Source organism: Cellulosimicrobium sp. JZ28 (genome assembly GCF_015327065.1).
Taxonomy (GTDB): Bacteria; Actinomycetota; Actinomycetes; order Actinomycetales; family Cellulomonadaceae; genus Cellulosimicrobium; species Cellulosimicrobium funkei.
In genome coordinates this window covers 1,195,108-1,221,639 of record NZ_CP017660.1, presented here as the reverse complement: position 1 = coordinate 1,221,639, position 26,532 = coordinate 1,195,108, and the positions used below count along the sequence as shown (strand labels likewise).

Genomic DNA, 26,532 nt, shown 5'->3' with positions numbered 1-26,532 from the left:
CCCCCACCCGTGACCCCCGAGCCCACCCCGCCGTCGACCTCCTCGGCCTCCCCCGGCCCGACGTCGGACGCCGCCCCGCGCGAGCAGGTCCCGAACCCGCTGCACCACCTCCTCGACGTGCTGCGCCTCGAGCGGGTCGGCGACGGCGACGGGTCGGCCGCCGACCCGGAGCACTTCCGCGGGGTCTCCGTGCACCAGCCGACGGGCCGCGTCTACGGCGGGCAGGTGCTCGCGCAGGCGGTCCTCGCCGCGGGCCGCACGGTCCCCGAGGGCCGGCTCCCCCACTCCCTGCACGGGTACTTCCTGCGACCCGGCGGCCTCGACGTGCCCATCGACTTCGCGGTCGAGCGGCTGCGCGACGGGCGCTCGTTCAGCGCCCGCCGGACGCACGCGATCCAGCACGGCAAGCCGATCCTGTCGATGATCTCCTCGTTCCAGGAGGAGCAGGGCGGCATCGAGCACGCGTCCGAGATGCCCGCCGCCCCGCCCCCGAGGAGGTGCCGTCCGCGCTCGACGTGCTCGGCGGCATCGACCACCCCATCGCGCGGTTCTGGTCGCACCACTCGGCGTTCGAGCTGCGGCACGTGGGCGGGTCGCTCTACCTGCACCCGGACCACGAGCCCAAGGACCACCAGATGGTGTGGACGCGGGCGCGCGGCGACGTCGGCGAAGACCAGCTGCTGCACCGTGCGCTCATGGCGTACGCGTGCGACCAGGTCATGCTCGAGCCGATCCTGCGCCAGGCGGGCACGAGCTGGGTCACGCCCGACATGTCGATCGCGAGCCTCGACCACGCGATGTGGTGGCACCGCGACGTGCGCGTGGACGAGTGGCTGCTCTACGTGCAGTCCGCCCCGAGCGCCCAGGGCGGACGCGGGCTCGGCGCCGCGCGGGTGTTCGCGCAGGACGGCACCCTCGTCGCGTCGATCGCCCAGGAGGGCATGGTCCGCCTCCCCGCGCTCTGACGGGCGACGGACGCGCGTCGGCCCGACACTGTCCTGGTGCGACTGCGCCGCGTGACCGTGACCTCGCCGGGGTACACCCGCCGCCCGAAGGGCGACGCGTGGGTGTTCCTCGACGTCGAGGGCCTGCCCCTGGCCGACGAGGAGGAGGTCGCGCGGTGCGAGCGCCTCGCCGTCCCGCCCGCGTGGTCCGACGTCTGGATCTGCCGGTACCCCGACGGGCACATCCAGGCGTTCGGCCGGGACGTCGCCGGGCGCGGCCAGTACCTCTACCACGAGCAGTGGCAGGTGCGGCGGGCCCGCCGCAAGCACGACCACGTGCTCGACGTCGGCCGTCGCCTGCCCGCCGCCCGGCGCCGGGTCGCGCGCGAGCTCGAGCTCCCCGGCATGCCGCGCGACAAGGTGCTGGCGCTCGCGTTCCGGCTGCTCGACCTCGCGTACTTCCGGGCGGGCGGCGAGATCTACGCGAAGCAGAACAACAGCTACGGCCTCGCCACGATCCGCAAGGAGCACGCGCGCGTCCGCCGCGACGGGAGCGTGCACTTCCACTACCCGGCGAAGTCGGGCCAGGTGCGTGACGTGATCGTCGACGACCCGGTGGTCGCCGAGCTCGTGACGACGCTCAAGCGGCGCCGGGGCGGCGTCGAGCTGCTCGCGTGGCGCGACGTGGACGCGACCGGCAGCGCGGTGTGGCACGACGTCACGAGCGCCGACGTCCAGGCCGGCATCAAGGAGCGCCTGGGCGACGACGCGACGCCCAAGGACTTCCGCACGTGGCACGCGACGGTGCTCGCGGCGCGCGCCCTGGCCGACGCCGGCACGGCGCCCGCGTCCGAGCGCGCCCGGCGCCGGGTCGTCACGGGGATCGTCAAGGACGTCGCGGAGGAGCTCGGGAACACGCCCGCCGTGGCGCGCTCGTCGTACATCGACCCGCGGCTGTTCGACCTGTGGGAGCGGGGCGAGACCATCGGGTCGACGCGCTCGCAGACGCGCGCCGAGCGCGAGGTCCTGGAGCTCCTCGGATGAGGGCCGCGGTCACCGGGGTCACCGGGTACGTCGGCGGGCGGCTCGTGCCCGAGCTGCTCCGCGCCGGCTTCGAGGTCCGTGCGCTCGCCCGCCACCCCGAGCGGCTCGCGGGCCGCGAGTGGGCGGACGACGTCGAGCTCGTCGAGGCGGACGCGAGCGACCTGGACCAGATCCGGGCGGCGCTCGAGGGCGCCGACGTGGCGTACTACCTCGTGCACTCGCTCGGCACCGGGCGCACGTTCGAGGTCCGCGACCGGCGCACCGCGCTGACGTTCGCGCGCGCGGCGCGCGAGGCCGGCGTGGGGCGCATCGTCTACCTCGGCGGGCTGTTCCCCGACGTGCCGGAGGGCGAGCTGTCGCCGCACCTCGCGTCGCGCAAGGAGGTCGGGGAGATCCTGCTCGCGTCGGGCGTCCCGACGACCGTCCTGCGCGCCGCGGTCATCCTCGGCTCGGGCTCCGCGTCGTTCGAGATGATGCGCTACCTCACCGAGCGGCTCCCGGCCATGACGACCCCGAAGTGGGTCGACAACCGCATCCAGCCGATCGCGGTTCGCGACGTGCTGCGCTACCTCGTCGGCTCGGCCTCGATGCCCGACGACGTGTCGCGCGGCTTCGACATCGGCGGCCCCGACGTGCTCACCTACCGCGACATGATGCAGCGGTACGCGCGCGTGGCGAACCTCCCCCGGCGGCGCATCGTCAGCGTGCCGGTGCTCACGCCCCGGCTGTCGTCGCACTGGGTCGGGCTCGTCACGCCCGTGCCGAGCGGCATCGCCCGACCCCTCGTCGAGTCGCTCCAGCACGAGGTCGTGTGCCACGAGCACGACATCGCGCAGTACGTGCCCGACCCGCCCGAAGGGCTCATCGGGTTCGACCGGGCCGTCGAGCTCGCGCTCGAGCGCATCCACGACGGCGAGGTCACGACGCGCTGGTCGTCCGCGTCGGTGCCCGGGGCGCCGTCGGACCCGCTGCCGAGCGACCCCGACTGGGCGGGCGGCTCGCTCTACGTGGACGAGCGCCGCACCGTCGTGGACGCGCCGCGCGAGGTGCTCTGGCGCGTGATCGAGGAGATCGGCGGGCAGGGCGGCTGGTACTCGTGGTCGCTCGCGTGGCGCGTGCGCGGCCTCATGGACCGGGTCGTCGGCGGGCCGGGCCTGCGCCGCGGCCGGCGCGACGAGCGCTACCTCCGCGTCGACGACGAGCTCGACTGGTGGCGCGTCGAGGCGATCGAGCCCGGGCGTCGGCTCCTGCTGCGCGCCGAGATGCGGCTCCCGGGCCTCGCGTGGCTCGAGCTGCGCGTCGACGAGGCGGCGGCCGAGCTCCCCGACGCGACGGACCCCGATGCCCCGGGGCCCTCGCCGGAGGACGCCAGCGGGCCGGGCCGGACCTACTTCGCGCAGCGCGCGCTGTTCCACCCGCACGGGCTCGCGGGCCAGCTCTACTGGTGGGCCGTCAAGCCGTTCCACGGCGTGGTGTTCGGCGGGATGCAGCGCAACGTCGCCGAGGCCGCCGAGCGCGCCGCGCGCAGCGGTCGCCCCTCCGCGGACCGGCCGCGGGACGACCGAGAGGCGGGCTGACCGGAGCGGCGACGCACGCCGCCGCTCCGAGGGCTCAGCGGCGCCGGCGGAACGTCACCGGCTCCTCGACGAACGGCTCCCACGCCGCGCGCTCGGCGTCGCTGATGCGTCGGGGCGAGCCCGTCGCGGCGTCGACCACGACGATCGTCGTCGCGGCCTTCGCGTACGGGGCGCCGCCCGAGGTGGGGCCGGTGCGCTCGAAGCGCGCGGCGCCGTCGTGCACCTCGTAGCAGACCTCGAGGCTGGCCCCGCCGAGGTGCCCGATCCACAGCTCGACGCGGACGGGCGTGCGCGTGAAGCCGAGCGGGCGCAGGTACTCGATCTCCTGCCGGGCGACGAGCGTGTGGCTCGTCGCGTGCGGGCCGGTCTCCAGGACGGCCGTCGGCCAGGCGTCCTCGCCCGCGTCCGGGTGGGTCCAGAACGCGGTGATGCGGGCGTCCTCCAGCAGGCGGAACATCTCGACGTTGTTGACGTGCGCGTACGCGTCGAGGTCCGACCACCGCAGGGAGACGGGGACGTGCAGACGGGTCATGGAGGGTCCTCTCGCTCGACGGTGCGGCCCGGCGCGACCGGCGGGACAGGTGCCCCGGTCACCGGACCGGGTCCATTCTCCACCGGCCCGCCGACCACGAGGCTCCTCCGCGCCGAGCACGAGGTTGCCGTCGTCCTGGCGCCCAGGACGACAGCAACCTCGTGCTCGGCGACTGGAGGTCGGACGGTCAGGACGCGGCGACGAGGGCCGCGGCGCGGCAGCTCGCGAGCGCGGAGAGCTCCTCGCCCACGGGGAGCCGCACGAGTCGGTCGGCCACCTGGCCGACGGCGTCGCGCAGCCGCCGTCGGGCGCGCGCCGCCCGCCGTCGTCCGCCCACCGCGGCCGCGGCGCGGGACACGAGCGCGACGAGCACACCCACGACGATCCCGCCGAGCGCGAGCAGCGTCGGCCACGGCAGCTCCGGGGCGCCCGGGCCGCCGAGCGTGAGGACCGGCGTCGGCGGCTCGGGCAGGCGCAGGTACGTGAACCCCCACAGCGCGGCGAGCCACAGCAGGCCCACGACGAGCGCCGCGAGCACGAGCCACTGGAACGCGCCGACGACGCGCCACCACACCGGACGGCGGGCCGCCTCGAGCTCGGTCCCCGCGACGGCCTGGTCGAGCGCGTCGGCGAGGTCCGCCGCACCCTCGGCCGCCCGACGGCGCACGGCGAGCGCCCAGTCGTCCGGCACGCCCGCGGTGGCCTCGGCCGCGTAGTCGCGCACCGCCGTCTGGGCGCCGGCCCGCAGCGCGGCGCCGACCGCCGGGAGCGAGGTCCGTGCGAGCTCGGGCCGGCTCGCGGTCTCGGCCGTGCCCAGCTCCTTCGCCGCCCGCGCGCGCGCCGAGCCCGGCGCAGGGCCGGTGCGCAGCCCGATGCGGCGCAGCGGGTCGGGCCGGAACCGGCCGACCCAGCGCGTCACGGGCCAGCCCGTCGCGGCGCGCGCGTCCCGCACGGCCGAGCCGCGCACGGCGGCGACGACCGTCGGGACGCCCGCCGCGGCCTCCAGGGCGTCGACGAGGCCGTCGCGTGCGCGGCGCGCCGCGCGCTCCGGGACGGGCTCCCCGCACGCCGCGGCGACGCGGCGCGCGACCGCGCGCACGTCGGCCGCGAGCCGGTCGTTCGACGCGCGACGCCGGGCCGCGGCGTCCGCGAGCAGCCCCCGCAGCTCGTCCAGGCCCTGGCCGGTGCGGGCCGAGACACCGAGCACGCGCGCGTCGGCGAGCCCGTCCTCGGCCGCGAGCCGGCGCAGGTCGGCGAGGCAGGCGTCGGCGTCGGCGGGCGTGAGCCGGTCCACCTGGTTGAGCACGAGGACGACGACCGACCCGTGCCCCGCGAGCGGACGCAGGTAGCGCTCGTGCAGCGCGGCGTCCGCGTACTTCTGCGGGTCGACGACCCACACGAGCAGGTCTGCCCGCTCGACGAGGCGTTCCGCGCGCACGCGGTGCTCGACGACGACCGAGTCGTGGTCGGGCAGGTCGAGCAGCACGAGGCCGCTCGTCAGCTCACCCGCGCGGCGCCCGCGCAGGAGCGCGCGCAGGCCGCCGCCCGCGCGCGCGTCGCCCGGGTCGCCGGACGTGAGCGGGGTGCCCATCTCGTGCCGCCGCCGCACCTCGAGCCAGTCGAGGAGGGCGGCCGGTCCCGCCGGGCCCGCGGCGGGTCCCGACGCGCCCCACACCGCGGCGAGCGGGTGGGACGTCGTGGGCCGCTGCACCCCGACCGTCGCGAGCTCGGTGCCCGCGAGCGCGTTGAACACCGACGACTTGCCGGAGCCGGTCGCGCCCGCGAGCGCGACGACGGTGTGGTCGGCCGAGAGCCCGGCCCGCTCGCGCGCGCGGGCGACGACGGTCCGCGCGTCGGCGAGCAGGTCGGCGTCGACGCGCCCCTCCCCCGCGCGCACGGCGGTCTCCAGCGCGGTCGTGCGCGCCGCGAGGTCGATCGTCATGCCTGCTCACCCCCCAGCAGGCGGCGCCAGAACCCGGGTCGCCGGGCCGGCTCGGCCGCCTCGTCCCCCGGCGCGACCGCGGGCTCGTCCGGAGGCGGCGGGGTCCACCCCGCGCCGCGCAGGAGGCGCGCGGCGTGCCGGCCCACGGCGGTCCGGCCGCCGTCCGCACCGGCCGCGACGGCAGGGCGTGCGGACCGCTCGACCCGCGCCGCGGCCTCGACCGCGCGCGCCGCCTCGAGGACCGAGCGGGCGGTCTCGTCGGCGTCGGCCGTCCCGAGCGCGTCGAGCTGCGCGGTGTAGCGCAGGGCCTCGTCGTCGAGCACCACGCGCACCCGCTCCGCGAGCCGCTCGCGCGCGGTCCGCGTCAGACGCCGTACGGCGTCGTCGCCGAACACGGCCTCCAGGAGCTTCTGCGCGAGGATCGCCGTCCCGCCCGCGATCCCGACCTCGGCGCCCGTCAGACCGCCGGTCGAGGCGAACACGACGACCATGAGGCTCAGCCCCAGCCCGTTGATGCCGAAGGACAACGCCCGCGCGGCGCCGCGCTTGCCCGCGCCCTGCTCGCGCACGAGGTCGAGCACGTCGGACTGCCAGCCCCGGATCTCCTCCGCGACGCGCGCCCGCACGCCCGCGGACGACCGCGCGAGGTCGAGGCCGTCGAGCAGGGCCGACCCCGCGGGGTCCGCGCGCCACCCGCCGTAGGCGCGCTCGGCCGCGACGTCCGTCGCGTCCAGGACCACCGCCTCCAGGCCGTGCGCGATCGCCTGCTCGACCTGCGGCGCCTGCGCCGGACGCCCGCGGAAGAACGCCGCGAGCGCGTCGCGGACCCGGCCGACGCCCTGCTCGACGGAGCGGAACAGCTCGCTCGTGCCCACGAAGTCCTGCCAGCGCGCGAGCACCTCGCCGCGCAGCAGCGCCCCGTCGCTCGTCGCCGCGTCCACGGTCGTCGCCGCCTCGTCGTACGCGCGCTCGACGACGCCGCGCAGGCGCGCGTCCGACGCCGCCTGCGCGTCGGCCGCACCCGCCACGAGGACCGACCGGCGCACGAGGTCGTCCACGACCCCGTCGCGCGTCGCGGTCGCGACGCGGTCCCGCTCGTCGCCGTCCGCCCCGAGCGCGGACAGCCACGACGCCACCGCGGCGACCGCCCGCTCGGGGAGGAAGCCGTCGACGAGCTCGGACTCCCCCACGACGAAGAGCGTCGCGGCGTCGAGGCCGTTCTCGTCCATCATCCGGCGCAGGTCGTCCGCCACGGCCTCGGTGCCCGGGTCGACCCGGTCGAGGACCATCGCCACCTGCGCGCGGCGCTCGGCGGCACGGTGCAGGAGGTCCCACGGGACGGCGTCGGCGTAGCGGGCGGCCGTCGTGACGAACAGCCACAGGTCGGCCGCGGCGAGGAGCTGCGCGGCGAGCTCGCGGTTCGCCGTCTCCACGGAGTCGACGTCGGGCGCGTCCACGAGCGCGAGGCCCTGCGGCAGCGCGTCGCTCGCCACGAGGCGCAGCGTGCGCGTCGGGTCGGGCGGCGTGGCGGGCTCGCCGGGCCTGGTCCCGGTACCGGGACCGGTCTGGGTGCCGGTCGGGGTGCCGGGGGCGGCGGACCGGGTGCCGTGCTCGCTCACGCGCGCGAGCCCGGGCAGCACGCGGTCGGTCGAGAACCAGCGCTCGTCGAGCGGGTGGTGGACGAGGACGGGAGCCCGTGTCGTCGGGCGCAGCACGCCGGGTGCCGAGACGTGCTCGCCGAGGAGCGAGTTCACGAGCGTCGACTTCCCCGCTCCGGTCGACCCGCCGACGACGACGAGCAGCGGCGCCGCGTGCGAGCGCAGCCGGGGCAGCAGGTAGTCGTCGAGCTGGTGGACCGCGAGGCCGAGGTCCTCGCGCGCGAGCGCCGCGCCGGGCAGGTCGAGCGGGAGCCGCGTGGCGGCGAGCCGCCCCCGCAGGATCTCCAGCGCTTCGACGAGCCCCGTGGTCGCCGAGGCGCTCGCCGCGACCCCGCCGGCGCGCGGTCCGTCGGGGCGCGTGCCGTCGGGGCGCGTGCCGTCGGGGCGCGTGCCGTCGGGGGTCGGCGCGTCCGGACGGACCGCGTCGTCTCCGGAGTCACCGCTGGCCGTCATCCCGTCAGTCTGCCGGAATGCCGCTGGCCAGGCCCGATGGGACACGAGAGGACCGTCCCCGCACCCCCCGACATCGACGCGCAAGGGTCGAGACCGCCCCTGCGAGGGTCGACCGCGACCGCACGAGCCGGTCTCGCGGAGGGTCACTCCCCCAGGCGGTGCCGGAGCCACGCGACCCCGACCTCGGCCTGCGCCCGCTGGAACGCGCGCAGGTGCGGGATGCCCGGCGGCGCCGGGTCGAGCGAGGACTTGAGGAAGTAGCCGGTCAGCGCGGCGAGGTAGGAGGTCACGGCGTCGGGCTCGACGTCGCGCGGCAGAGGGTGACGCCCCAGCACCTCCTCGGGCGGCGGCCAGGACGGGCCCGGACGCGCCGACGCCGGGCGGGAACGGGTCCCGCCCGGCGTCGTGGCCGAGCCGTGCGACGACGGTGGTCAGTCGCGCGTGAGCTTGCGGTACGTCACGCGGTGCGGACGGGCCGCCTCCGCGCCGAGACGCTCCACCTTGTTCTCCTCGTAGGAGGCGAAGTTGCCCTCGAACCAGTACCAGCTCGCCGGGTTCTCCTCGGTGCCCTCGTACGCGAGGATGTGGGTCGCCACGCGGTCGAGGAACCACCGGTCGTGGGACACCACGACGGCGCAGCCGGGGAACTCGAGCAGCGCGTTCTCGAGCGAGCCCAGGGTCTCGACGTCGAGGTCGTTCGTCGGCTCGTCGAGCAGCAGGAGGTTGCCGCCCTGCTTGAGCGTCAGCGCGAGGTTGAGGCGGTTGCGCTCACCACCGGACAGGACGCCCGCGGGCTTCTGCTGGTCCGGGCCCTTGAACCCGAACGACGCGACGTACGCGCGCGACGGGATCTCGACGTTGCCGACCTTGATGAAGTCGAGGCCGTCGGACACGACCTCCCACAGCGTCTTCTTCGGGTCGATGCCGCCGCGCGACTGGTCGACGTAGGAGATCGACACGGTCTCGCCGACCTTGAGCTCGCCGCCGTCCAGCGGCTCGAGCCCGACGATCGTCTTGAACAGCGTCGTCTTGCCGACGCCGTTCGGGCCGATGACGCCGACGATGCCGTTGCGCGGCAGCGTGAAGCTGAGGCCGTCGATGAGCTGGCGGCCGTCGAAGCCCTTCTGGAGGTTCGACGCCTCGAGGACCAGGTTGCCCAGGCGCGGGCCCGGCGGGATCTGGATCTCCTCGAAGTCGAGCTTCCTCGTGCGCTCGGCCTCAGCAGCCATCTCCTCGTAGCGGGCGAGACGCGCCTTCGACTTGGTCTGGCGGCCCTTCGCGTTCGAGCGGACCCACTCGAGCTCGTCCTTCAGGCGCTTGGCGAGCTTGGCGTCCTTCTTGCCCTGGACCTGCAGACGCTCCTGCTTCTTCTCCAGGTACGTCGAGTAGTTGCCCTCGTACGGGTAGAGGCGCCCGCGGTCGACCTCGCAGATCCACTCCGCGACGTGGTCGAGGAAGTAGCGGTCGTGCGTGACGGCGAGGATCGCGCCCGGGTACGTCGCGAGGTGCTGCTCGAGCCAGAGCACGGACTCGGCGTCCAGGTGGTTCGTGGGCTCGTCGAGCAGCAGCAGGTCCGGCTTCTCGAGCAGGAGCTTGCACAGCGCGACGCGGCGTCGCTCACCACCGGAGAGCACCGACACGTCGGCGTCCGGCGGCGGGCAGCGCAGCGCGTCCATCGCCTGCTCGAGCTGCGAGTCGAGATCCCACGCGTCGGCGGCGTCGATCGCCTCCTGGAGCGTGCCCATCTCGGCGAGGAGCGCGTCGAAGTCCGCGTCGGGCTCCGCCATGAGCGCGGAGATCTCGTCGAAGCGCTGCTTCTTGGCGAGGATGTCGGCCACGGCCTCCTGGACGTTGCCGAGCACCGTCTTCTCCTCGTTGAGCGGCGGCTCCTGGAGCAGGATGCCGACGCTGTACCCCGGGGAGAGCCGCGCCTCACCGTTCGACGGCGTGTCCAGGCCGGCCATGATCTTGAGGATCGTGGACTTCCCGGCGCCGTTGGGGCCCACGACGCCGATCTTGGCGCCGGGCAGGAAGTTCAGGGAGACGTCGTCGAGGATGACCTTGTCTCCGTGCGCCTTGCGCGCCTTGTACATGGAGTAGATGAACTCAGCCACAGCCTGTCGTTCCACCGTTTCGGTCGGGAGAGGTACGGGATTCGTCGACCACTCAGCCTACGCGGTCGGGCCGCCGGGACGCGCCCGACGGCGCCGCGACCGGTCGAAGGTCACGACGCCGCCCCGTCCCACGGCTCAGGCGGCCGCCGTCGCGCTCCCCTTCCGGGCGGTGCGAGCACGCGGCGCACGGGCGCCCGACGCGTCGGGCTCCCCGCCCAGCGCCGCCGCGACGTCCGCCGTCGCCCAGGGGTCGTCGGCCGGGGGCTCCTCGCGCACGGGATCACCCGGATCGAGCTCACCGCCGCCGGCGCCCGAGCCCGCGCCCGCGTCGCCCCCGCCTGCGGCGTCAGGCCCGCCGGTCGGGTCGAGCGTGCCGGCCGGGGCGGGCGGGTCGCCGTCGGCCACGTCGGCGGGGCCACCCTCGGTGCGGCGCGTGGCGTCGTCGTCGCGGCGGTGCACCGTGCGCGTGAACCGCGCCTCGCCGAGCGTGAGGTCCGGGCCGAGCGCCGTCGCCTCGACGACGAGGCTCGTGCGCGGGCCGTCCGGGCCGTCCCACTCGTCGAGCGAGAGCCGGCCCGTGACGACGACCGGGTCGCCCTTGTGGAGCGAGAGCGCGACGTTGCGCGCGGTGTTCTTCCACGCCTTGACCGTGAACCACAGCGTGCGCCCGTCGACCCACTCGCCACGCTCGCGGTCGAGGTAGCGCCGGGTCTGGGCGATCCGGAAGCTCGTGAAGTCGTTGCCCGACTGCGAGCGGAACAGCGTGGGCGTGGTCGCGACGAAGCCGGACAGCGTGACCGTGACGTCACCGGGCATGGTTCCTCCTGAGGTCGACGGCCGGGCTGGTCCCGGCCACCGCCTCAGGGTGCGGTGGGAGCGGCGGGGGCGTCCGGCGTCGGGCCCTCGCCTGTGGACGAGCCTGCGCCGTCCATGCCTGGGGGTAGCCGTAGCGCCCCGGTGAGCGGTGCGGCGGGGGTCTTGTCCCGCGCGGACTGCGCCAGCTCGCGCACCTGCCGGTGCAGGTCGAGGAGCTCCTGGGTGGGCCGGCCCATCGCGTCCTGCACGACGCGCTCGATCGCGCCCCGCCCGGAGGCGAGGACCTGCTGCTCCCGGCGTCGGGCGAGCGTGCGCCGCACCTGGAGCGCGACGAGGAACGCGACCACGGCGCCCAGGACGGCGACCGCCGCCACGACCGCGCACACCGTGACGAGCGTGCGCCCGAGGTCGAGCACGCGCAGCGACCCGAGCACCGCCAGGACCCCCGCCACGACCCCGACCGCGAGCGCCGACCAGGCCGCGCGCCGCGTGGGGCGCGAGGACGACGGCCCGCGCGTGTCGAGGGGGATCTTCGCGAGCGCGGACCGCGTCGCCTCGGCGACGCGCGGAGACGGCGCGACGGCCTCGTCGAGGGCCTTCTGCCAGCCGGACCGCAGCGAGCGCCCGGCGCGCGCGAGCCAGCGCGAGCGCGACAGGGCGACGGCGTCGGGCTGCGGCGGCGAGAACTCGGGCCGCCCGTACCCGTTGCGCACGGCCGCGCCGACCTGGCCCGCGACCGCGGCGAGGCCCGTCGCGTCGGCGAGCGCGTCGACCTCCTCCTCGACGGCCGTGCTCATCGTCCACGGGACGTCGCCCGGGAGCTGCTCCAGGAGGAGCGCCCCGGCGCGGTCGAGCTCGCCCGCGACGCGGCTCGCGGCGACGCTGCGTCGCGCGACCGCCTGCTCGAGCAGCGACCGCAGCTCGTCCAGGCCCTCGCCGGTGCGCGCGGAGACGGTGGTGACGTAGACGCCGTCGAGCCCGTCCTCCTGCAGGAGGCGGTCCATGTCCTCGACGAGCGACGCGCGGCGCGCCTCGGGGACGGTGTCGATCTGGTTGAGCGCGACGACCATGGAGCCCTCGAGCCCCGTCGACTTCTGCAGGTAGCCCGAGTGCAGCGCGTCGTCGGCGTACTTCTGCGGATCGACGACCCACACGAGCAGGTCGACGAGCGGCAGCACCCGGTCCACGACGGCGCGGTGGGCGGGCTCGATCGAGTCGTGGTCCGGGAGGTCGAGCAGGACGAGGCCGCCGAGCGCCGACTCGTCCTCGGCGTCGAGCTCGCCGTCGCGCGTGATACGACGCTCGGGGTCGACGTCGAGCCAGTCGAGCAGCGCCGTCGCGGCGTCGCTCCACGAGCACGCCGTGACCCGGGCCGTCGTGGGCCGCTTGACCCCGACGTCCGCGAAGTCGAGGCGCGACACCCGGTTGAAGAGGCTCGACTTGCCCGACCCGGTGCCGCCCGCGAGCGCGACGACGGTGTGGTCGACGCCGAGCGCGAGACGTTCGCGCACGCCGCCGATCGCGTCGCGCACCTGTGCCGCGACGGCGGGGTCGAGGCGGTCGCCCGCGAGGTCCACCGCGCGCGCGAGGTCGTCGACCCGGGCGCGCAGCTGGGCGTCGTGGGACGTCACATGAGCCTCCTCAGCTCGGCGAGTCGTAGGCGCAGGCCGACGGCGGCGTCCGCGGCGAGCGCGGGGTCGGCGAGCGTCGTGAGGACGGGCTCCGCCTCCCGCTCGACCATGGTCGCGGCCCGGTCGGCGAGGTCGTCGCGCAGCGCGGCGACCGCCTCGTCGCCCTCGTCGGCGAGCACGGTCCGCACGAGCCGGGCGGCGTCGTCGTTCCCTGCCGCGCCGGCGAGGAGCAGCGCCGCGACGCCCGTCTCCCCGAACGCCTTCACCGCGGCACGGCCCGCCTCCGACGCCGACGGCGCCCCGAGCGCGGCCACCACGTGCTCGGCGCGCGTCGCCCACTGCTGCACCTGGGTCGTCGCCGACGCCTCCCGGCGCGCGGCGGCGGCGTCCTCGGCGGGCAGGACGTCGGCCCCGCCGGGCAGCGGGCGGTCGCCGTCGAGCGCCGCCCGCAGCGCCTCGTACGCGAGCACCCCGTCTGCGGCGAGCGTGCGGCGCGCCGCGTCGCGCGTCTCGTCGAGCAGCGGGGCGAGCACCAGGTCGCGCGCGCGGCCCCGGCGGCGCGACGACCGCACGACGCCGCCCCGCACCTTGACGCGGTCGACGCGCCCGGCACCCGTCACCTGGGCCCAGCGCGCCTCGAGCGACCCGTGCGCGACGGCGCCGTCCAGCGCGGTGCGGCGCACGGCGTCCTGCACCGGCGGCAGCGCCCGCTCGACGGCGGAGCGCAGGTCCGCCGCGGCCTCGACCTGCTCCTCCACCGCGTCCGAGACGCCGGTGACCCAGTCGGGCAGGGCCGCGAGCGACCCCTTGAGCGTGCGCACGATCACCGCGCGGGAGCGGTCCGGGCCCGCGAGCATCGTCAGCCAGCGCGCGACCGGCGCGACGACCGAGCGGTCGAGCAGACCCTCGTGCGGGCCGACGTCGGGCACGACGAACAGCGGCACGCCGTCCATGCCGTGGTCGCGCAGCCGCTGGAGCAGGTCGCCGCGGATCGTCGTGAGCGTCTCGCGCGGAACGCGGTTGAGGACCATCGCGACGCTCGCGCCGCGCTCCTTCGCGCGCGACAGCGCCTGCCACGGCAGCGCGTCGCCGTAGCGCGACGCCGTCGTGACGAACAGCCACAGGTCCGCCGCCTCGAGGAGCAGGCTGGCCGTGTCGCGGTTCTCCGACAGCAGCGAGTCGAGGTCCGGGGCGTCGAGCAGGCCCGTGCCGCGCGGCACGCCGTCGTGGTCGATCACACGCGCCACGCGGGTCACCGGGCCCTCGACGATGACGTCCGCGTCGAGCGGGTTGAACGCGAGCACCGGCTCGCGCGTCGTGGGCCGAAGCACCCCGGCCTGCGACACCTCCTCGCCGAGCAGCGAGTTGTACAGCGTCGACTTGCCCGCCCCCGTCGACCCCGCGATGACCACGATCGCGGGCGACGACAGCTCCCGCAGCCGCGGCAGCAGGTGCTCGTCGAGCTGGGTCAGCAGACGGCGGCGCGAGGCGTCGGCCTCGGTCGCGCCGTCGATCGCGAGCGGGAGGCGCACGTCCGCCACGTCGCGGCGCAGGTCGCGCGCGACGTCGAAGACCGTGACACCGAGCTCCTCGGTCGCCTGAGCGGGGCGCCACGAGCCCGGCGACCGGCCGGCCGAGGTGGCGCTCGCGTCGCTCGTGGCGGCGTCTGGGGTTCTCACTGGTTCATAGTGACCGCTGTCGAGGGCCCCGCCAAACGCACGCGCCGGACGACGCACGACCACCCGACCTGCGGCTCCACCACCGCGGCCCCACCTCCCGAGCACGCCCGGCTCCCACTACGATGGGCGCGCGCCTCGATAGCTCAATGGATAGAGCAACGGCCTTCTAATCCGTAGGTTGCAGGTTCGAGTCCTGCTCGGGGCACCACGCGCGACCCCCGCGCGACGCGCGTCACGCCCGGGCGAGCCTGGAAGCGCCTGCGGCGCGACGGTCCCCACACGCTCGTACCGCCCGAGGCAGCTCTCTTCCTCACCCGGGTATCAGGACCGGCGCACGTCCCTCTCTCCGGTACGTGAGTCGCTGGGGGCACGCTCGCCGTCGCGCGCTCTGCGCTGCCCTCCTCCTGGCCGTCCCGGCCACGCTCGTCGGCTCGACCGCGAGCGCCGACCTGCCCGCGACCGCCCCGTCCCCGCGCTTCGCCGCCTACTCCCCCGTGACGCCCGGGACGTCGTGCGTGCCCGACGACGTCCCGGGAGTCGTCAACGCGATCGCGTGGGAGGAGATCGAGCGGCTCGGGGCGCGCGGGCTGCCGGTGTGCGACGTGCGGTGGCGGTTCGTCCCGGGCGGCGTCGGGTGGTGGGGCTTCGCCGACGCGATCGTGCGGCCCGGGGAGGCGCCGCGGGTCTGGCTCGTCGAGGACGTCGCCGCCTACGGTGACGACGGCGACGCCGTCGATGGGGAGCTCCTCGAGCAGCACGTCCGCACCACGGTGCGGCACGAGCTCGGGCACGTGCTCGACGCGCTGCTGGGCCTCTCGGAGGACGACCTCCGGGACCTCGTCGTCGTCGAGCTCGACCGCGAGCGGCCGACCCTCCGTCCAGCGCGGGAGGCGTTCGCGGAGGCGGTGACCGTCGCGCTCACCCCCGACGGTGAGGGCCGCACCTGGTTCTACGACGAGCACGTGCCCGAGGAGAACGTGCGCGGGGCGGAGCTCGTGATCGAGGCCTTCACGTCCGACCGGCAGGAGCGGGAGCCTCGTGCCGTCGACGGAGCGCAAGGACCAGATCGCCGGCCCTGAGCGACCGACGGGCGCAGGTAGGCCGCGACCAGGCCTCGTCAGCCGTCCGAGTCCCGCTCACGTCCGGCACAGCCGGGCGTCCCCGGACCGTGCCCGCGCGAGCCGACGGCGGAACTCGCCGGCGGCCCGGACGTTGGTCTGACATGGGGAGTTCTCACCCTCCCGATCCCCGGAAAGGGTAAAGATCCGGCCACCGGTCGTAGATATACTCGCCCGACCGGCGCAGGCCGGTTCCACCCGGTTCGCCCGGGTCGAGGGGGAGCCCGCGAGGGCGTCCTCCACCCGCCACCGACGGCGTCCGACGGCACGCACGAGCGAAGGACCGACATGACCGAGGCAGCACCGCTCCAGCCCCCCGCCCCGACGGAGACGCTCACGCTCAGCGCCCCGGAGCCCGTCAAGCCCGTCGCGGCGACCCAGGCACCGGCGCTCGCGCCGCGCATCGACGAGGCGGCCATCCCGGGTCTCGAGTCGAAGGTGTCGTCCTACCTCGACCAGCTCCTGACCACGGACACCCGCTCCCCCGAGTTCGGCGCGAAGGCGGACGACGTCCGCAAGATGGGCGACAAGGACATCCGCGCCGCGGCCGACGTCTCCAATCGCATGCTGGAGATGCCGGTCAAGGAGCTGCGCGAGGGCGGCGTGTCCGACAGCTCGAAGGTGAGCAAGTCGCTGCTCGAGCTGCGCCGCACCGTGGAGGACCTCGACCCGAGCGAGGCGAGCGTCGGCAAGAAGTTCCTGGGCCTCATCCCGTTCGGCGGGAAGCTCCAGGACTACTTCCGCCGCTACGAGAGCTCGCAGAAGCAGCTCAACGCGATCGTCCAGTCGCTCTACAACGGTCAGGACGAGCTCCGCAAGGACAACGCGGCGCTCAACCTGGAGAAGCAGAACCTCTGGGACACGATGGCGCGGCTCAACCAGTACATCTTCATCGCCGAGCGCCTCGACACCGAGCTGTCCACGAAGATCGCGGAGATCGAGGCGAGCGACCCGGAGCGGGCCCAGGCGCTGCGCGAGGACGTGCTGTTCTACGTGCGCCAGAAGCACCAGGACCTGCTCACGCAGCTCGCGGTGTCCATCCAGGGCTACCTCGCGATGGACATCATCATGAAGAACAACCTCGAGCTCATCAAGGGCGTCGACCGCGCGACGACGACGACGATCTCGGCGCTGCGCACCGCCGTCATCGTGGCGCAGGCGCTCGCGAACCAGAAGCTCGTGCTCGACCAGATCACGGCGCTCAACACGACGACGTCGAACATGATCGCGTCGACCTCGAAGATGCTGGCGGACCAGTCGGCCAGCATCCAGCAGCAGGCCGCGAGCGCGACCGTCGGCCTCCCGCAGCTCCAGCAGGCGTTCGCGAACATCTACGCGACGCTCGACTCGATCTCGACGTTCAAGACGCAGGCGCTCGACTCCATGGCGCAGACGATCGGCGTCCTGGAGACCGAGACGACGAAGGCGAACGAGTACCTGGACCGCGCGCGCCGCTCCGACCAGTCGCAGGCGGGCAGCGGCTCGCTCGACATCGGCCGGCTGTGACGCGCCGTCCCCCGACCACCCCTCCCCGCACCACAGATCGGACCCCGAGCTAGATGGGCTGGTTCTCCGACGTGATCGGCCGCCTCGGCGGCCGGTCCTCCGCGCCCGAGCCCGAGCACGAGCTGCCGGCCCCGCCCACGTCGACCGACATCCTGGCGTCGGTCGAGCGGGTCGAGCAGCAGATCGAGGGGCGCGTGCCGCCCGCCGTGACGGCGCGCGTGCACCGCATCACCGGCACGGTCGAGGAGATGGTCCCGCGCCTCGACCGCCTCGGCGGCGGGTCGCAGCAGGCGCACACGGTCGTCGCGACGGCGACGAGCTACCTGCCCGAGGCCGTCGGCGCGTACCTGCGCCTGCCGCGCGACTTCGCCGACCGGCGGGTCGTCGCGCAGGGCAAGACGTCGCTCATGCTGCTGTGCGACCAGCTCGACCTGCTCGGCGTGACGCTCGACAAGATCTCCGACGCCGTCTCCCGGGCCGACGCCGCGGCCCTCGTCGCGCACGGCGCGTTCCTCGCGGAGAAGTTCCGCGACTCGTCGATCGCGCTCGACCCCGGCGCGGGCCGGGGCACGCCGCAGCCGGGCCCGCCGTCGGAGCCCGGACGACTGGAGGCACCGTGACCACCCCGGACACCCCGACCCTCGCGGCGGCGCTCGACGCGCTGGACGCCGCCGCGCGTGCCGCGGGCGTCGACGAGGAGGCCGCCCGCGACGAGGGCGCGCGCCTCGCCGCGGCCGTCGCCGAGTCCTCCCCCGGCGCCCCGGCGGCCTGGCTCGCCGCGCTAGGCCACGACCCGGCGGCCACGGGCGCGTTCTTCACCGCGGCGTCGAGCGCCCGGCGCTGGCGCACGTCCCCGACCGACGTCCTCGCCGCCCTCGGGGCAGCGCGCTCGAAGCACGCGACCGCGTACGGGCAGGCGCTCGCCGACGTCGCCCGCGCGGCTGCGCGCCTCGGCTCCCCCGGCCCGCACGTCGCCGGGGCCGCCGCCTCGACCGCCGCGGTCCAGCAGGCCGGAGCCGGCCCGGTGTCCGCCCCTGCTGCGACCCACGCGCCAGCAGGCCCGACGCCCGCCGCGGGCGGCCCGCTCACCGCGCCCCGTACGACGGGCGGCGCGGACCCGTTCGACCTCGGCGACCTGCTCGCCGCGCAGGGCTCGCTCGACGCGCTGCGCCGCCCGGCCCCCGAGATCCCGTCCGTCGCGTCGATCCTCGACGCGCTCGGCGCGCGCGGGACCGGGGGCGGAGCCGCGCCGTCCGGCACGACGCACGCCCCGGCGTCGGGCACGACGGCGGACGCGACCGCCGGGAGCGCGGAGACGGCCATGGAGACCGCCCCGGAGGCGGCGGTCGAGGAGGAGCCCGCGCGCTCGATCGAGGAGCTGCTCGCCGAGCTCGACGCGCTCACGGGCCTCACGCGCGTCAAGGACGAGATCCACCGCCAGACCGAGCTGCTGCGCGTCGAGAAGCTGCGCACCGAGGCGGGCCTGACCCGCCCCACGCTCACACGGCACCTCGTGTTCCTCGGCAACCCGGGCACGGGCAAGACGACGGTCGCGCGGCTCGTCGCGGGCATCTACCGCGCGCTCGGGCTGCTCGAGAAGGGCCACCTCGTCGAGGTCGACCGCTCGGAGCTCGTCGCGGGCTACCTCGGGCAGACGGCCGTGAAGACGTCGGAGGTCGTCGCGACCGCGCTCGGCGGCGTCCTGTTCGTCGACGAGGCCTACGGGCTCGCGGAGGACCAGTACGGCGCCGAGGCGATCAACACCCTCGTCAAGGACATGGAGGACCACCGCGACGAGCTCGTGGTCATCGTCGCGGGCTACCCCGGCCCGATGGCCGACTTCCTCGCGACGAACCCCGGCCTCGAGTCGCGGTTCTCCACGACCATCACGTTCGAGGACTACGCCGACGCCGAGCTGCGCGACATCTTCGCGAGCATGGCCTCCCGGGCGGACTTCGAGCCGACCCCCGAGGCGCTCGACGTCTTCGCCCGGCTCGCCGCGGCGCAGCCGCGCACCGAGGGGTTCGGCAACGCGCGCTGGGCCCGCAACGTGCTCGACGCCGCGATCGCGCGCCACGCGTGGCGGCTCAAGGACGTCGACGCCCCGACGATCGACGAGCTGCGCCTGCTCCTGCCCGTCGACCTCGTGGACGGCGAGGGCGCGCCCGCGCTCCTCGCGACGCTCGAGCCGCCCGCACCCGAGGACGCGCCGGCCGAGTCCCCTGCCCCCGAGAGCACCGAGACCACCGACGGCACCGACGGCACCGACGACACGGACGACGCACCCGACACCGCACGCTCCAGCGCCGAGGAGAACGCATGACGACCACCCCGGTCCGCCCGGCGGGCCAGCAGATCGTCCCGGCCGGCGGACCCGCGCCGGGCGGTGCCCTGACCGCCCCGGGCGGGGGCGCCGTCGTCCCGCAGGGGTCGCAGGGCGCCGCCGTGTCCCGCGCGCGCGGCGCGCTGCGACGGACGCCCGGCAAGCTGCGCCTCGTCATGGCGCTGTGCGTGCTCGCCGCGCTCGCGCTCGGCGTCCTCGGGTTCCAGGCCGGCAGCCTCCAGTCGCGCGCGCTCGCCGCGGCGAGCGAGGACGCGGCCCAGCTCGTGGGGGTCCAGGAGGTCCGCAACGCACTCGTCGCCGCGGACGCGACCGCGACCGGGGCGTTCCTCGTCGGGGGCCTCGAGCCCGCCGACCAGCGCGCGCGGTACGACGAGCTCGTCGACCAGGCCGCGAACCGCCTCGCCACGCTCTCGGGCAGCAACGAGGCGGACGCCGCGCTGCTGGGCCAGGTGGCCGCCGACCTCACGGTCTACACGGGCCTCGTCGAGCAGGCGCGCGCCACCAACCGGCAGGGCTTCCCCGTCGGGTCCGCGTACCTCGACCAGGCCTCGACGATCCTGCGCGAGCAGATGCTCCCCGCGCTCGACGAGGTCGTGCTCGACGACGCCGACCGCGTCGCCGCGGACTTCTCGGGCGTGCGCAACGCGCTGTGGGTGCTCGCGGCCGGCCTGCTGGGCCTCGCCGTGCTCCTCGCGAGCCAGGTCTGGCTCGCGCGGCGCACGCACCGCGTGCTCAACGTGGGGCTCACCGTCGCCACGGCCGTGCTGCTCGTCGTCGGCGTCGTCTCGACGGTCCTGCTGTCCCAGGCGAGCGCCCGCGCGCACGACGTGCGGACCGGCCCGTACGCCGCGACGCTCGCCGCGTCGCAGGCGTACTCGCTCGCGAACGACGCGAAGTCCATGGAGGCGTTCACGCTCATCAAGCGCGGGTCGGGCCAGACGTACGAGGAATCGTTCGTCGCGGCCACGGACGACGCGGCGGCACGCCTCGACACCGCGGCGGCCGAGGGCAACCTCGACGGGACGACGGCGCAGGCGCTCGACGCCTGGGTCGCGCGGCACGCCGAGATCCGCGCGCTCGACGACGCGGGCCAGTGGGACGACGCGGTCGCCCTCGCGACCGCGACCGACCCCGAGAGCCCCAACGCCGCGTTCGACGCGTTCTCGGCCGCGGCGCGCGACGACATCGAGACCCACGCCGCCGCGACGAGCGACCGCCTCGACAGCGCGGCGACCACGGCCACCGTCGCGGGCTGGCTGCTGCTCGCGGCAGGGCTCGTCGCGGCGCTGCTCGCGTGGCGCGGCGTGACGGCACGACTGGAGGAGTACCGGTGACCACGACGCCCGCCCCCCACGCCCGGCCCGCCGGGACCCGCCGCACCGGCACGCGCGCGCGCCGCGCCGGCGTCGTCACGACCGGGCTGGCCTCGGCGCTCGTCGCGCTGCTGACGCTCGGCGCGTGCTCCGGGCCGTCCGGCGCGGAGGACCTGCGCCTGACGACCACCCCGCAGGACGAGTCGGCCACGGAGTCCCCCGCGGCGCCCGCCGCACCGGCCGAGTGCGCCGACCCGCTCGCCTCGTACGCGCCCGAGGGCGCGCTGCCCGGCCCGGACGCCCTGCCCGGCGGCAGCACCATGGCCGCGATCCGCGACCGCGGCACGCTCGTCGTCGGCGTCTCGGCGGACACGCTGCTCATGGGCGCGCGCAACCCGCTGTCCGGCCAGATCGAGGGCTTCGACATCGACGTGCTGCACGAGGTGTCGCGCGCGATCTTCGGCGACCCCGACCGGCTGCAGTTCCGCGTCATCACCTCGGGGCAGCGGCTCGAGGTGCTCGAGAACGGCGAGGTCGACCTCGTCGCGCGCGCGTTCACCATCAACTGCGAGCGCTGGGAGTCCATCGCGTTCTCCGCGGAGTACTACCACGCGGGGCAGAAGGTGCTCGTCACGCGCGACTCGACCGCGAACGGGATCGCGGACCTCGAGGGTCAGCGCGTGTGCGCGCCCGAGGGCACGACGACGCTCACGCGCCTCGAGCAGTTCTCCGGCATCGAGCCCGTCCCCGCGACCACGCACACGCAGTGCCTCGTGCTGTTCCAGCAGGGCAAGGTCGACGCGATCACCGGTGACGACACGATCCTCGCGGGCTTCGCGGCCCAGGACCCGTACGCGAAGGTCGTCGGCGAGGCGATCAGCGACGAGCCCTACGGCATCGGCGTCCCGGCGCAGAACGTCGACATGGTGCGGTTCGTCAACGGCGTGCTGGAGCAGATGAAGGCCGACGGGCGCTGGGCCGCGATCTACGGCGAGTGGCTCGGCGGCCTCGGCCCGGCCCCGACCCCGCCGACCGCGGTGTACGGCCGCACGCCGTGACGCGCTCCCCCGCACCCGAGGCGCCGGGACGGCTCGGCGAGGCGATCCCCGCCGCCGACCTCCTGGCGTACCTCGGCGCGCTCGAGACCTGGCTCGACGAGCGCCGCACCGAGCTCGACCGGCTCGACGCCGCCGCGCAGGCCGCCGCGACGCCCGACGCCTACACCGCCGACCTCGTGCTCGCCCTGTCGCTGTGGCAGGCGATCCGCTCGCGCGCCGACGAGATCCGGCCCGTGTGGGACTCGGGCCGGGCCGACGCCGTCGCGCGAGAGAAGATCTCCCAGCTCCTGTGGGGCCGGCTCGACTCGGGCTCGGGCGCCGCGCTCGTCTCGCTCGTCGAGGCGGTCAAGCTGTGCGACGCGCTCGTCGTGCAGCTGCGCACGCGCCTGTCCTTCGACCCGCACACGGCCGACCAGGTCGCGCGGCTGCGCGGCGTGCGCGCCGAGCTCGTGCGCTGCGAGGACCTCGCGGGCTCGGACGCCGACGCGCGCGGGCGCGTCGAGACCCTCCGCGGGCGCCTCGACCACCTCGTCGCGCAGGCCGCGCGCGGCGCCGACGTGTCGGGCCCGCTCGCGGAGCTCGAGACCGAGGTCGCGCGCGCCGAGCGCGACCTCATCGTCGCGTCCGCGCAGCGTCGCGAGCTGCGCCGCGACCGCGCCCGCACCGAGGAGCAGCGCGCCGCGCTCGAGGCGCGCGAGCCCGCCCTGCGCGAGCTCGTCGCGCGCTGCCGCCGCGAGATCGCGCACCCGCCGCGGCTCGCCGTCCCGGACGTCTCGCGCCTCGGCCCCGTGCCCGACTCGCGGTTCGAGCTCGACGCCTACGCGGCCCGGCTCGCGACCGTGGCCCGCGCCGTCGAGACCGTCGAGGACGCCTACACCCGTCCCCTGCGCGCCCGCGCCGAGCTGCGGTACAGCCTGGAGCGGCTCGCCGCGCGGGCCGACGCCAACGGCCGCTCGGCGTCCCCCACGGTGCGCTCGGGCCTCGCCGAGGCGCGCGAGGCCGTCGAGACGACGCCGTGCGACGTGACGCTCGCGCGGTTCCTCGTCGAGCAGTACCAGTTCCTCACCCGCGACCTGCCCACCCCGGAAGGAGCGTCGTCGTGACGACCACCGCGACCGTCCCGTGCTCGGAGCCCGGCTGCCCGGGCACCATCGAGGACGGCTACTGCAACGTCTGCGGCGCGCCCGCGGGCGGCTCCGGCACCACGCCGACGCCCGCCGCGAGCGGCACCACCGGCGTGCCCGCGCCCGGGAGCGCGGCCGCCGCCTCGCCGTCCGCCATGCTCGGCACCGGGTTCGTGGAGGGCCGCCCGGGCACCGCCGGGGCGGGCGACCCCGACGCCGAGCGCTCCACGCGCACCGGCCGCACGAGCTCGAGCCGCCTCGCGTCGACCGCCCTCGGCTCCGCGCGCACCGCCGCGACCGGCTCCAAGGCGACCCGTCGCGTCGGGACCTCCTCGACGCGCCTGCGCGGGCGTGGCCTCGGCGCGGGCCTCACGACGGTCCCGTCGGTGCCCGTCCGGGACCCGCTGCAGTCCGTCATGGCCGTGCCCGAGGTCGCCGAGCGCAAGCGCTTCTGCCCCGCGTGCGGCGAGAAGGTCGGCCGCGGGCGCGACGGCCAGCCCGGCCGCACCTCCGGGTTCTGCCCCCACTGCGGCAACCGCTTCGACTTCACCCCGCAGCTGAAGCCCGGCGACCTCGTGGGCGGCCAGTACGAGGTCGTGGGCTGCCTCGCGCACGGCGGCCTCGGCTGGATCTACCTCGCGCGCGACCAGAACGTGTCCGGCCGGTGGGTCGTGCTCAAGGGCCTGCTCAACTCCGGCGACCCCGACGCCTACGCGGCGGCGATCTCGGAGCGCCAGTTCCTCGCGGAGGTCGAGCACCCGCTCATCGTCGAGATCTACAACTTCGCCATGCACGACGGCGCCGGCTACACCGTCATGGAGTACGTCGGCGGCGAGTCGCTCAAGGAGATCCTCCAGCAGCGCCGCGAGGACAACAACGGGGTCATCGACCCGATGCCCGTGGACCAGGCCCTCGCGTACGTGCTGGCGATCCTGCCCGCGTTCGCGTACCTGCACGACCACAACCTGCTGTTCTGCGACTTCAAGCCGGAGAACGTCATCCAGCAGGGCGACGGCGTGAAGCTCATCGACCTCGGCGGCGTGCGCCGCACCGACGACCTCACCTCCGCGATCTTCGGCACCGTCGGCTACCAGGCGCCCGAGGTCGCGGAGGTCGGGCCGTCGGTCGCGTCCGACATCTACACGATCGGCCGCACCCTCGCGACGCTCGTCCTCGACTTCCGCGGGAACACGACGACGTACGTCGCGTCCCTCCCGCCCGTCGCGGACACCCCGGTGTTCCAGCAGTACGACTCGTTCTACCGCCTGCTCGCCAAGGCGTGCGCGCTCGACCCGGCCGACCGGTTCGCGACCGCGGACGAGATGCGCACCCAGCTCCTCGGCGTCCTGCGCGAGGTCGTGGCGGCGGACGCCGGCCCGGGCAACCCGGCGCTGCACTCGGCGGCCTCGGTCCTGTTCGAGGCGCCGGTCGCGGACGTCGCGTCCCGCCCGCTCGCCTGGGACGAGCTGCCGACGCTGCGGCGCGACGACCACGACCCCATGGCGAGCTGGCTCGCCGGGGTCAACGTCGTGGACCCGGACGCGCGCCTCGCCGCGCTCGCCGACGCGCCCGAGGACACGGTCGAGGTGCGCCTCGCCCGGGCGCGCGCCGCGATCGAGGCGGAGCGGTTCGACGTGCTGCGCGACACGATCGCGACCATCCTCGCGGACGACCCGTGGGAGTGGCGCGCCGCGTGGATCGGGGGCCTCGGCGAGCTCGCGCAGGGCGACCCGGTCGCGGCGCGCGCGTCGTTCAACGCCGTGTACGGGCAGGTGCCGGGCGAGCTCGCGCCCAAGCTCGCGCTCGCCGCGGCCTGCGAGCTGAGCGGCGAGCCCGACATCGCCGAGTCGCTCTACGTGATCTGCGCGCGCACCGACGCGAACTACACCGCGCCGGCCGCGTTCGGGCTCATGCGCGTGCGCGAGGCGCGCGGCGACCTCGACGGCGCGCTGCACGCGCTCGACCTCGTCGGCCCGACGCGCGGGTCGTACGTCGAGTCCCGCACGCTCCGCGCGCACCTGCTCGCCGCCTCGGGCCGCGGGCTGCCCGCGCTCGCCGACGCCATGGCGAGCGTCTCGACCGTCGCGATCGCGCCGCGCGAGCGGGCCGAGCTCGCGGTGGGCGTCCTACGCTCCGCGCTCGACACCGTGACCACCTCCGGCCCGGAGCCGACCACGCGCATCGCGGGCGTGCCCGCCGACGAGCCCGCGCTGCGCGACGCGCTCGAGGGCGCATACCGCGAGCTCGCGTCGCTCACCGACTCGCGGGACGAGCGCATCACGCTCGTGGACCGCGCGAACGAGGTGCGCCGGTGGACGATCCGATGAGCGACTCCCCCGCGCCCGCGCCCGCACCGGTGCCCGGCGGCACGGTCGCGGAGCCGAGCGGCGTGCTCGCCTGCCCGGCGTGCGGGGAACCGTCGCCCGAGGGCGCCCGGTTCTGCGAGGCGTGCGGCACCCCGCTCGCCCCGCTCCCGACCGCGACGGGCTCGGACGCCGGGACCGGAGCTGCCGCGGACCTCACGACCGACGCCGCGACGGACCCCGCAGCAGCCGGGACCGGGGACGGCGGGCCCGGGTCCGACGACGGGACCGCCGCCGGGACCACCGAGCCGTCGGGCGAGGCCTCCGCCGAGACCGACGGCGACGGCACCGAGAGCGGCGCGCGCCCCTGCGTGCGCTGCGGCGGCCGGGTCGCCGAGGACGGGTACTGCACCGAGTGCGGCGAGCCCGCGGCGTCGGAGCGCGACCACTGGGCCGAGCGGCCCGCGAGCTGGGTCGCCGGCGTGTGCGACCGAGGTGTGCGGCACTCGCGCAACGAGGACGCGATGGCCCTGGCGGCGAGCCCGTCCGCGACCGCCGAGCGGGCGTTCGCGGCGCTCGTCGTGTGCGACGGCGTGTCCTCCGCCCCCGACTCCGACGTCGCGAGCCTCGCCGCGGCGCGCGCCGCGCGCGACGTGCTCGCGGCGCGCGGCCCCGACGGGCCCGACCCTGTGACCGGCGAGGCCTCGGCGCGCATGGGCGCGTGGTCCGCGCTCCTCGGCGACGCGTCGCGCGCCGCGCAGGACGCGATCCTCGCGACCGTCGGCACGATGGCCGACCGCGAGAACCCGCCGTCGTGCACGTTCGTCGCGGCCGTCCTCGACGGGCCGCTCGTCGTGGCGGGCTGGGTGGGCGACTCGCGCGCCTACTGGATCCCGGACGACGGCGACGCGCACCAGCTCAGTGTGGACGACTCGTGGGCGCAGGAGATGATCGCGCAGGGCGTGCCGCGCGCCCAGGCGGAGACGTCGCCGCAGGCGCACGCCATCACGCGCTGGCTCGGCCCCGACGCCCCCGACCCGGTGGCCCGCACGGCCGCGACCCTGCCCGACCGCGACGGCTGGCTGCTCGTGTGCTCGGACGGCCTGTGGAACTACTGCTCCCCCGCGGCCGACCTGGCGGCCCTCGTGCGCAGCACGCAGGACCGCGTCGGCGACGACCCGCAGGTGCTCGCGGGCGCGCTCGTCGACTGGGCGAACGCCCAGGGCGGCCGGGACAACATCACGGCGACGCTCGCCCGGTTCTCCCGGGCGTCGTCCGCGACCCCGCCGCCGCCCCCGGCGGACCCCGCCACCGCCTGACGCGCACCGCGCGTCGGGCCCCGACGACCCGATAGCCTGCACGAACACCCGCACCAC

General features: G+C 75.9%; 19 protein-coding genes, 1 tRNA gene and 1 pseudogene. 13 read left to right on the top strand and 8 right to left on the bottom strand.

Annotation, left to right across the window (positions count from 1 at the left end):
- Positions 1 to 117: 117 nt before the first annotated feature.
- From BJP59_RS05620 to BJP59_RS05610, 3 genes and pseudogenes are all read left to right on the top strand, one after another.
- Positions 118 to 965: pseudogene (locus tag BJP59_RS05620) on the top strand (acyl-CoA thioesterase).
- Between the two features lie 33 nt (positions 966 to 998).
- A complete protein-coding gene (locus BJP59_RS05615) occupies positions 999 to 1,988 on the top strand; it encodes a DNA topoisomerase IB (protein WP_194522944.1) in 990 nt (329 codons plus the stop codon).
- Positions 1,985 to 3,565 carry an SDR family oxidoreductase gene (locus BJP59_RS05610; RefSeq protein ID WP_194522438.1) on the top strand — a complete coding sequence of 527 codons (1,581 nt, stop codon included), beginning with the start codon at positions 1,985 to 1,987 and terminating at the stop codon, positions 3,563 to 3,565. Before BJP59_RS05615 ends, BJP59_RS05610 begins: the two co-directional genes overlap by 4 nt.
- 34 nt (positions 3,566 to 3,599) lie before the next feature.
- On the opposite strand, the gene BJP59_RS05605 is transcribed toward BJP59_RS05610, so the two are convergent.
- The 8 genes from BJP59_RS05605 to BJP59_RS05570 form a co-directional block, all read right to left on the bottom strand.
- Positions 3,600 to 4,097, bottom strand: a complete 498-nt coding sequence (locus tag BJP59_RS05605) for an acyl-CoA thioesterase (protein WP_194522437.1) — start codon at positions 4,095 to 4,097, stop codon at positions 3,600 to 3,602.
- A gap of 187 nt (positions 4,098 to 4,284) precedes the next feature.
- A complete protein-coding gene (locus BJP59_RS05600; protein WP_194522436.1) occupies positions 4,285 to 6,039 on the bottom strand; it encodes a GTPase in 1,755 nt (584 codons plus the stop codon).
- The gene (locus BJP59_RS05595) at positions 6,036 to 8,150 is read right to left on the bottom strand and encodes a dynamin family protein (protein WP_194522435.1); all 2,115 of its coding nucleotides are present in this window, start codon (positions 8,148 to 8,150) and stop codon (positions 6,036 to 6,038) included. Before BJP59_RS05595 ends, BJP59_RS05600 begins: the two co-directional genes overlap by 4 nt.
- A 143-nt stretch (positions 8,151 to 8,293) precedes the next feature.
- The gene (locus BJP59_RS05590; protein WP_157446645.1) at positions 8,294 to 8,440 is read right to left on the bottom strand and encodes a hypothetical protein; all 147 of its coding nucleotides are present in this window, start codon (positions 8,438 to 8,440) and stop codon (positions 8,294 to 8,296) included.
- A 141-nt stretch (positions 8,441 to 8,581) separates the two neighbouring features.
- A complete protein-coding gene (gene ettA / locus BJP59_RS05585; RefSeq protein ID WP_021483138.1) occupies positions 8,582 to 10,264 on the bottom strand; it encodes an energy-dependent translational throttle protein EttA in 1,683 nt (560 codons plus the stop codon).
- 135 nt (positions 10,265 to 10,399) lie between these two features.
- The gene (locus BJP59_RS05580) at positions 10,400 to 11,080 is read right to left on the bottom strand and encodes a single-stranded DNA-binding protein (RefSeq protein WP_194522434.1); all 681 of its coding nucleotides are present in this window, start codon (positions 11,078 to 11,080) and stop codon (positions 10,400 to 10,402) included.
- A 44-nt stretch (positions 11,081 to 11,124) separates the two neighbouring features.
- Positions 11,125 to 12,711 (bottom strand): ABC transporter, encoded by a 1,587-nt coding sequence (locus BJP59_RS05575; protein ID WP_194522433.1) that lies wholly within the window; start codon positions 12,709 to 12,711, stop codon positions 11,125 to 11,127.
- A complete protein-coding gene (locus tag BJP59_RS05570; RefSeq protein ID WP_194522432.1) occupies positions 12,708 to 14,390 on the bottom strand; it encodes a GTPase in 1,683 nt (560 codons plus the stop codon). The genes BJP59_RS05575 and BJP59_RS05570 overlap by 4 nt, the downstream gene beginning before the upstream one ends.
- Positions 14,391 to 14,522: 132 nt before the next feature.
- Here BJP59_RS05570 and BJP59_RS05565 point away from each other — a divergent pair.
- The 10 genes from BJP59_RS05565 to BJP59_RS05520 all read left to right on the top strand — a co-directional run bounded on the left by BJP59_RS05565 (position 14,523) and on the right by BJP59_RS05520 (position 26,475).
- Positions 14,523 to 14,598 (top strand) — tRNA-Arg (locus tag BJP59_RS05565).
- Between the two features lie 145 nt (positions 14,599 to 14,743).
- Positions 14,744 to 15,469 carry a hypothetical protein gene (locus BJP59_RS05560; protein ID WP_194522431.1) on the top strand — a complete coding sequence of 242 codons (726 nt, stop codon included), beginning with the start codon at positions 14,744 to 14,746 and terminating at the stop codon, positions 15,467 to 15,469.
- A 327-nt stretch (positions 15,470 to 15,796) separates the two neighbouring features.
- A complete protein-coding gene (locus BJP59_RS05555) occupies positions 15,797 to 17,014 on the top strand; it encodes a toxic anion resistance protein (protein ID WP_021482025.1) in 1,218 nt (405 codons plus the stop codon).
- 53 nt (positions 17,015 to 17,067) lie between these two features.
- Complete coding sequence (locus tag BJP59_RS05550; protein ID WP_061268560.1) at positions 17,068 to 17,634, top strand: hypothetical protein; 567 nt, start codon at positions 17,068 to 17,070, stop codon at positions 17,632 to 17,634.
- A complete protein-coding gene (locus tag BJP59_RS05545; RefSeq protein WP_194522430.1) occupies positions 17,631 to 19,337 on the top strand; it encodes an AAA family ATPase in 1,707 nt (568 codons plus the stop codon). The genes BJP59_RS05550 and BJP59_RS05545 overlap by 4 nt, the downstream gene beginning before the upstream one ends.
- The gene (locus tag BJP59_RS05540) at positions 19,334 to 20,692 is read left to right on the top strand and encodes a hypothetical protein (protein ID WP_194522429.1); all 1,359 of its coding nucleotides are present in this window, start codon (positions 19,334 to 19,336) and stop codon (positions 20,690 to 20,692) included. The genes BJP59_RS05545 and BJP59_RS05540 overlap by 4 nt, the downstream gene beginning before the upstream one ends.
- Positions 20,689 to 21,729, top strand: a complete 1,041-nt coding sequence (locus BJP59_RS05535; protein ID WP_228485290.1) for a glutamate ABC transporter substrate-binding protein — start codon at positions 20,689 to 20,691, stop codon at positions 21,727 to 21,729. The genes BJP59_RS05540 and BJP59_RS05535 overlap by 4 nt, the downstream gene beginning before the upstream one ends.
- Entirely contained in the window at positions 21,726 to 22,832 is a 1,107-nt protein-coding gene (locus tag BJP59_RS05530) for a hypothetical protein (RefSeq protein WP_076406680.1), read from the top strand. Before BJP59_RS05535 ends, BJP59_RS05530 begins: the two co-directional genes overlap by 4 nt.
- Positions 22,829 to 25,180, top strand: a complete 2,352-nt coding sequence (locus BJP59_RS05525; RefSeq protein WP_194522428.1) for a serine/threonine-protein kinase — start codon at positions 22,829 to 22,831, stop codon at positions 25,178 to 25,180. The genes BJP59_RS05530 and BJP59_RS05525 overlap by 4 nt, the downstream gene beginning before the upstream one ends.
- Positions 25,177 to 26,475: a PP2C family serine/threonine-protein phosphatase gene (locus BJP59_RS05520; RefSeq protein WP_194522427.1), complete on the top strand. Its 1,299-nt coding sequence runs from the start codon at positions 25,177 to 25,179 to the stop codon at positions 26,473 to 26,475. Before BJP59_RS05525 ends, BJP59_RS05520 begins: the two co-directional genes overlap by 4 nt.
- Positions 26,476 to 26,532 lie beyond the last annotated feature (57 nt).

What these genes read in the sequence shown, in the direction of transcription:
- BJP59_RS05580 (WP_194522434.1), bottom strand. Translation starts at nt 11,080, where the DNA reads ATGCCCGGTGACGTCACGGTCACGCTGTCCGGCTTCGTCGCGACCACG.
- BJP59_RS05600 (WP_194522436.1), bottom strand. Translation starts at nt 6,039, where the DNA reads ATGACGATCGACCTCGCGGCGCGCACGACCGCGCTGGAGACCGCCGTG.
- BJP59_RS05540 (WP_194522429.1), top strand. Translation starts at nt 19,334, where the DNA reads ATGACGACCACCCCGGTCCGCCCGGCGGGCCAGCAGATCGTCCCGGCC.
- BJP59_RS05555 (WP_021482025.1), top strand. Translation starts at nt 15,797, where the DNA reads ATGACCGAGGCAGCACCGCTCCAGCCCCCCGCCCCGACGGAGACGCTC.
- BJP59_RS05605 (WP_194522437.1), bottom strand. Translation starts at nt 4,097, where the DNA reads ATGACCCGTCTGCACGTCCCCGTCTCCCTGCGGTGGTCGGACCTCGAC.
- BJP59_RS05550 (WP_061268560.1), top strand. Translation starts at nt 17,068, where the DNA reads ATGGGCTGGTTCTCCGACGTGATCGGCCGCCTCGGCGGCCGGTCCTCC.
- BJP59_RS05610 (WP_194522438.1), top strand. Translation starts at nt 1,985, where the DNA reads ATGAGGGCCGCGGTCACCGGGGTCACCGGGTACGTCGGCGGGCGGCTC.
- BJP59_RS05520 (WP_194522427.1), top strand. Translation starts at nt 25,177, where the DNA reads ATGAGCGACTCCCCCGCGCCCGCGCCCGCACCGGTGCCCGGCGGCACG.
- BJP59_RS05595 (WP_194522435.1), bottom strand. Translation starts at nt 8,150, where the DNA reads ATGACGGCCAGCGGTGACTCCGGAGACGACGCGGTCCGTCCGGACGCG.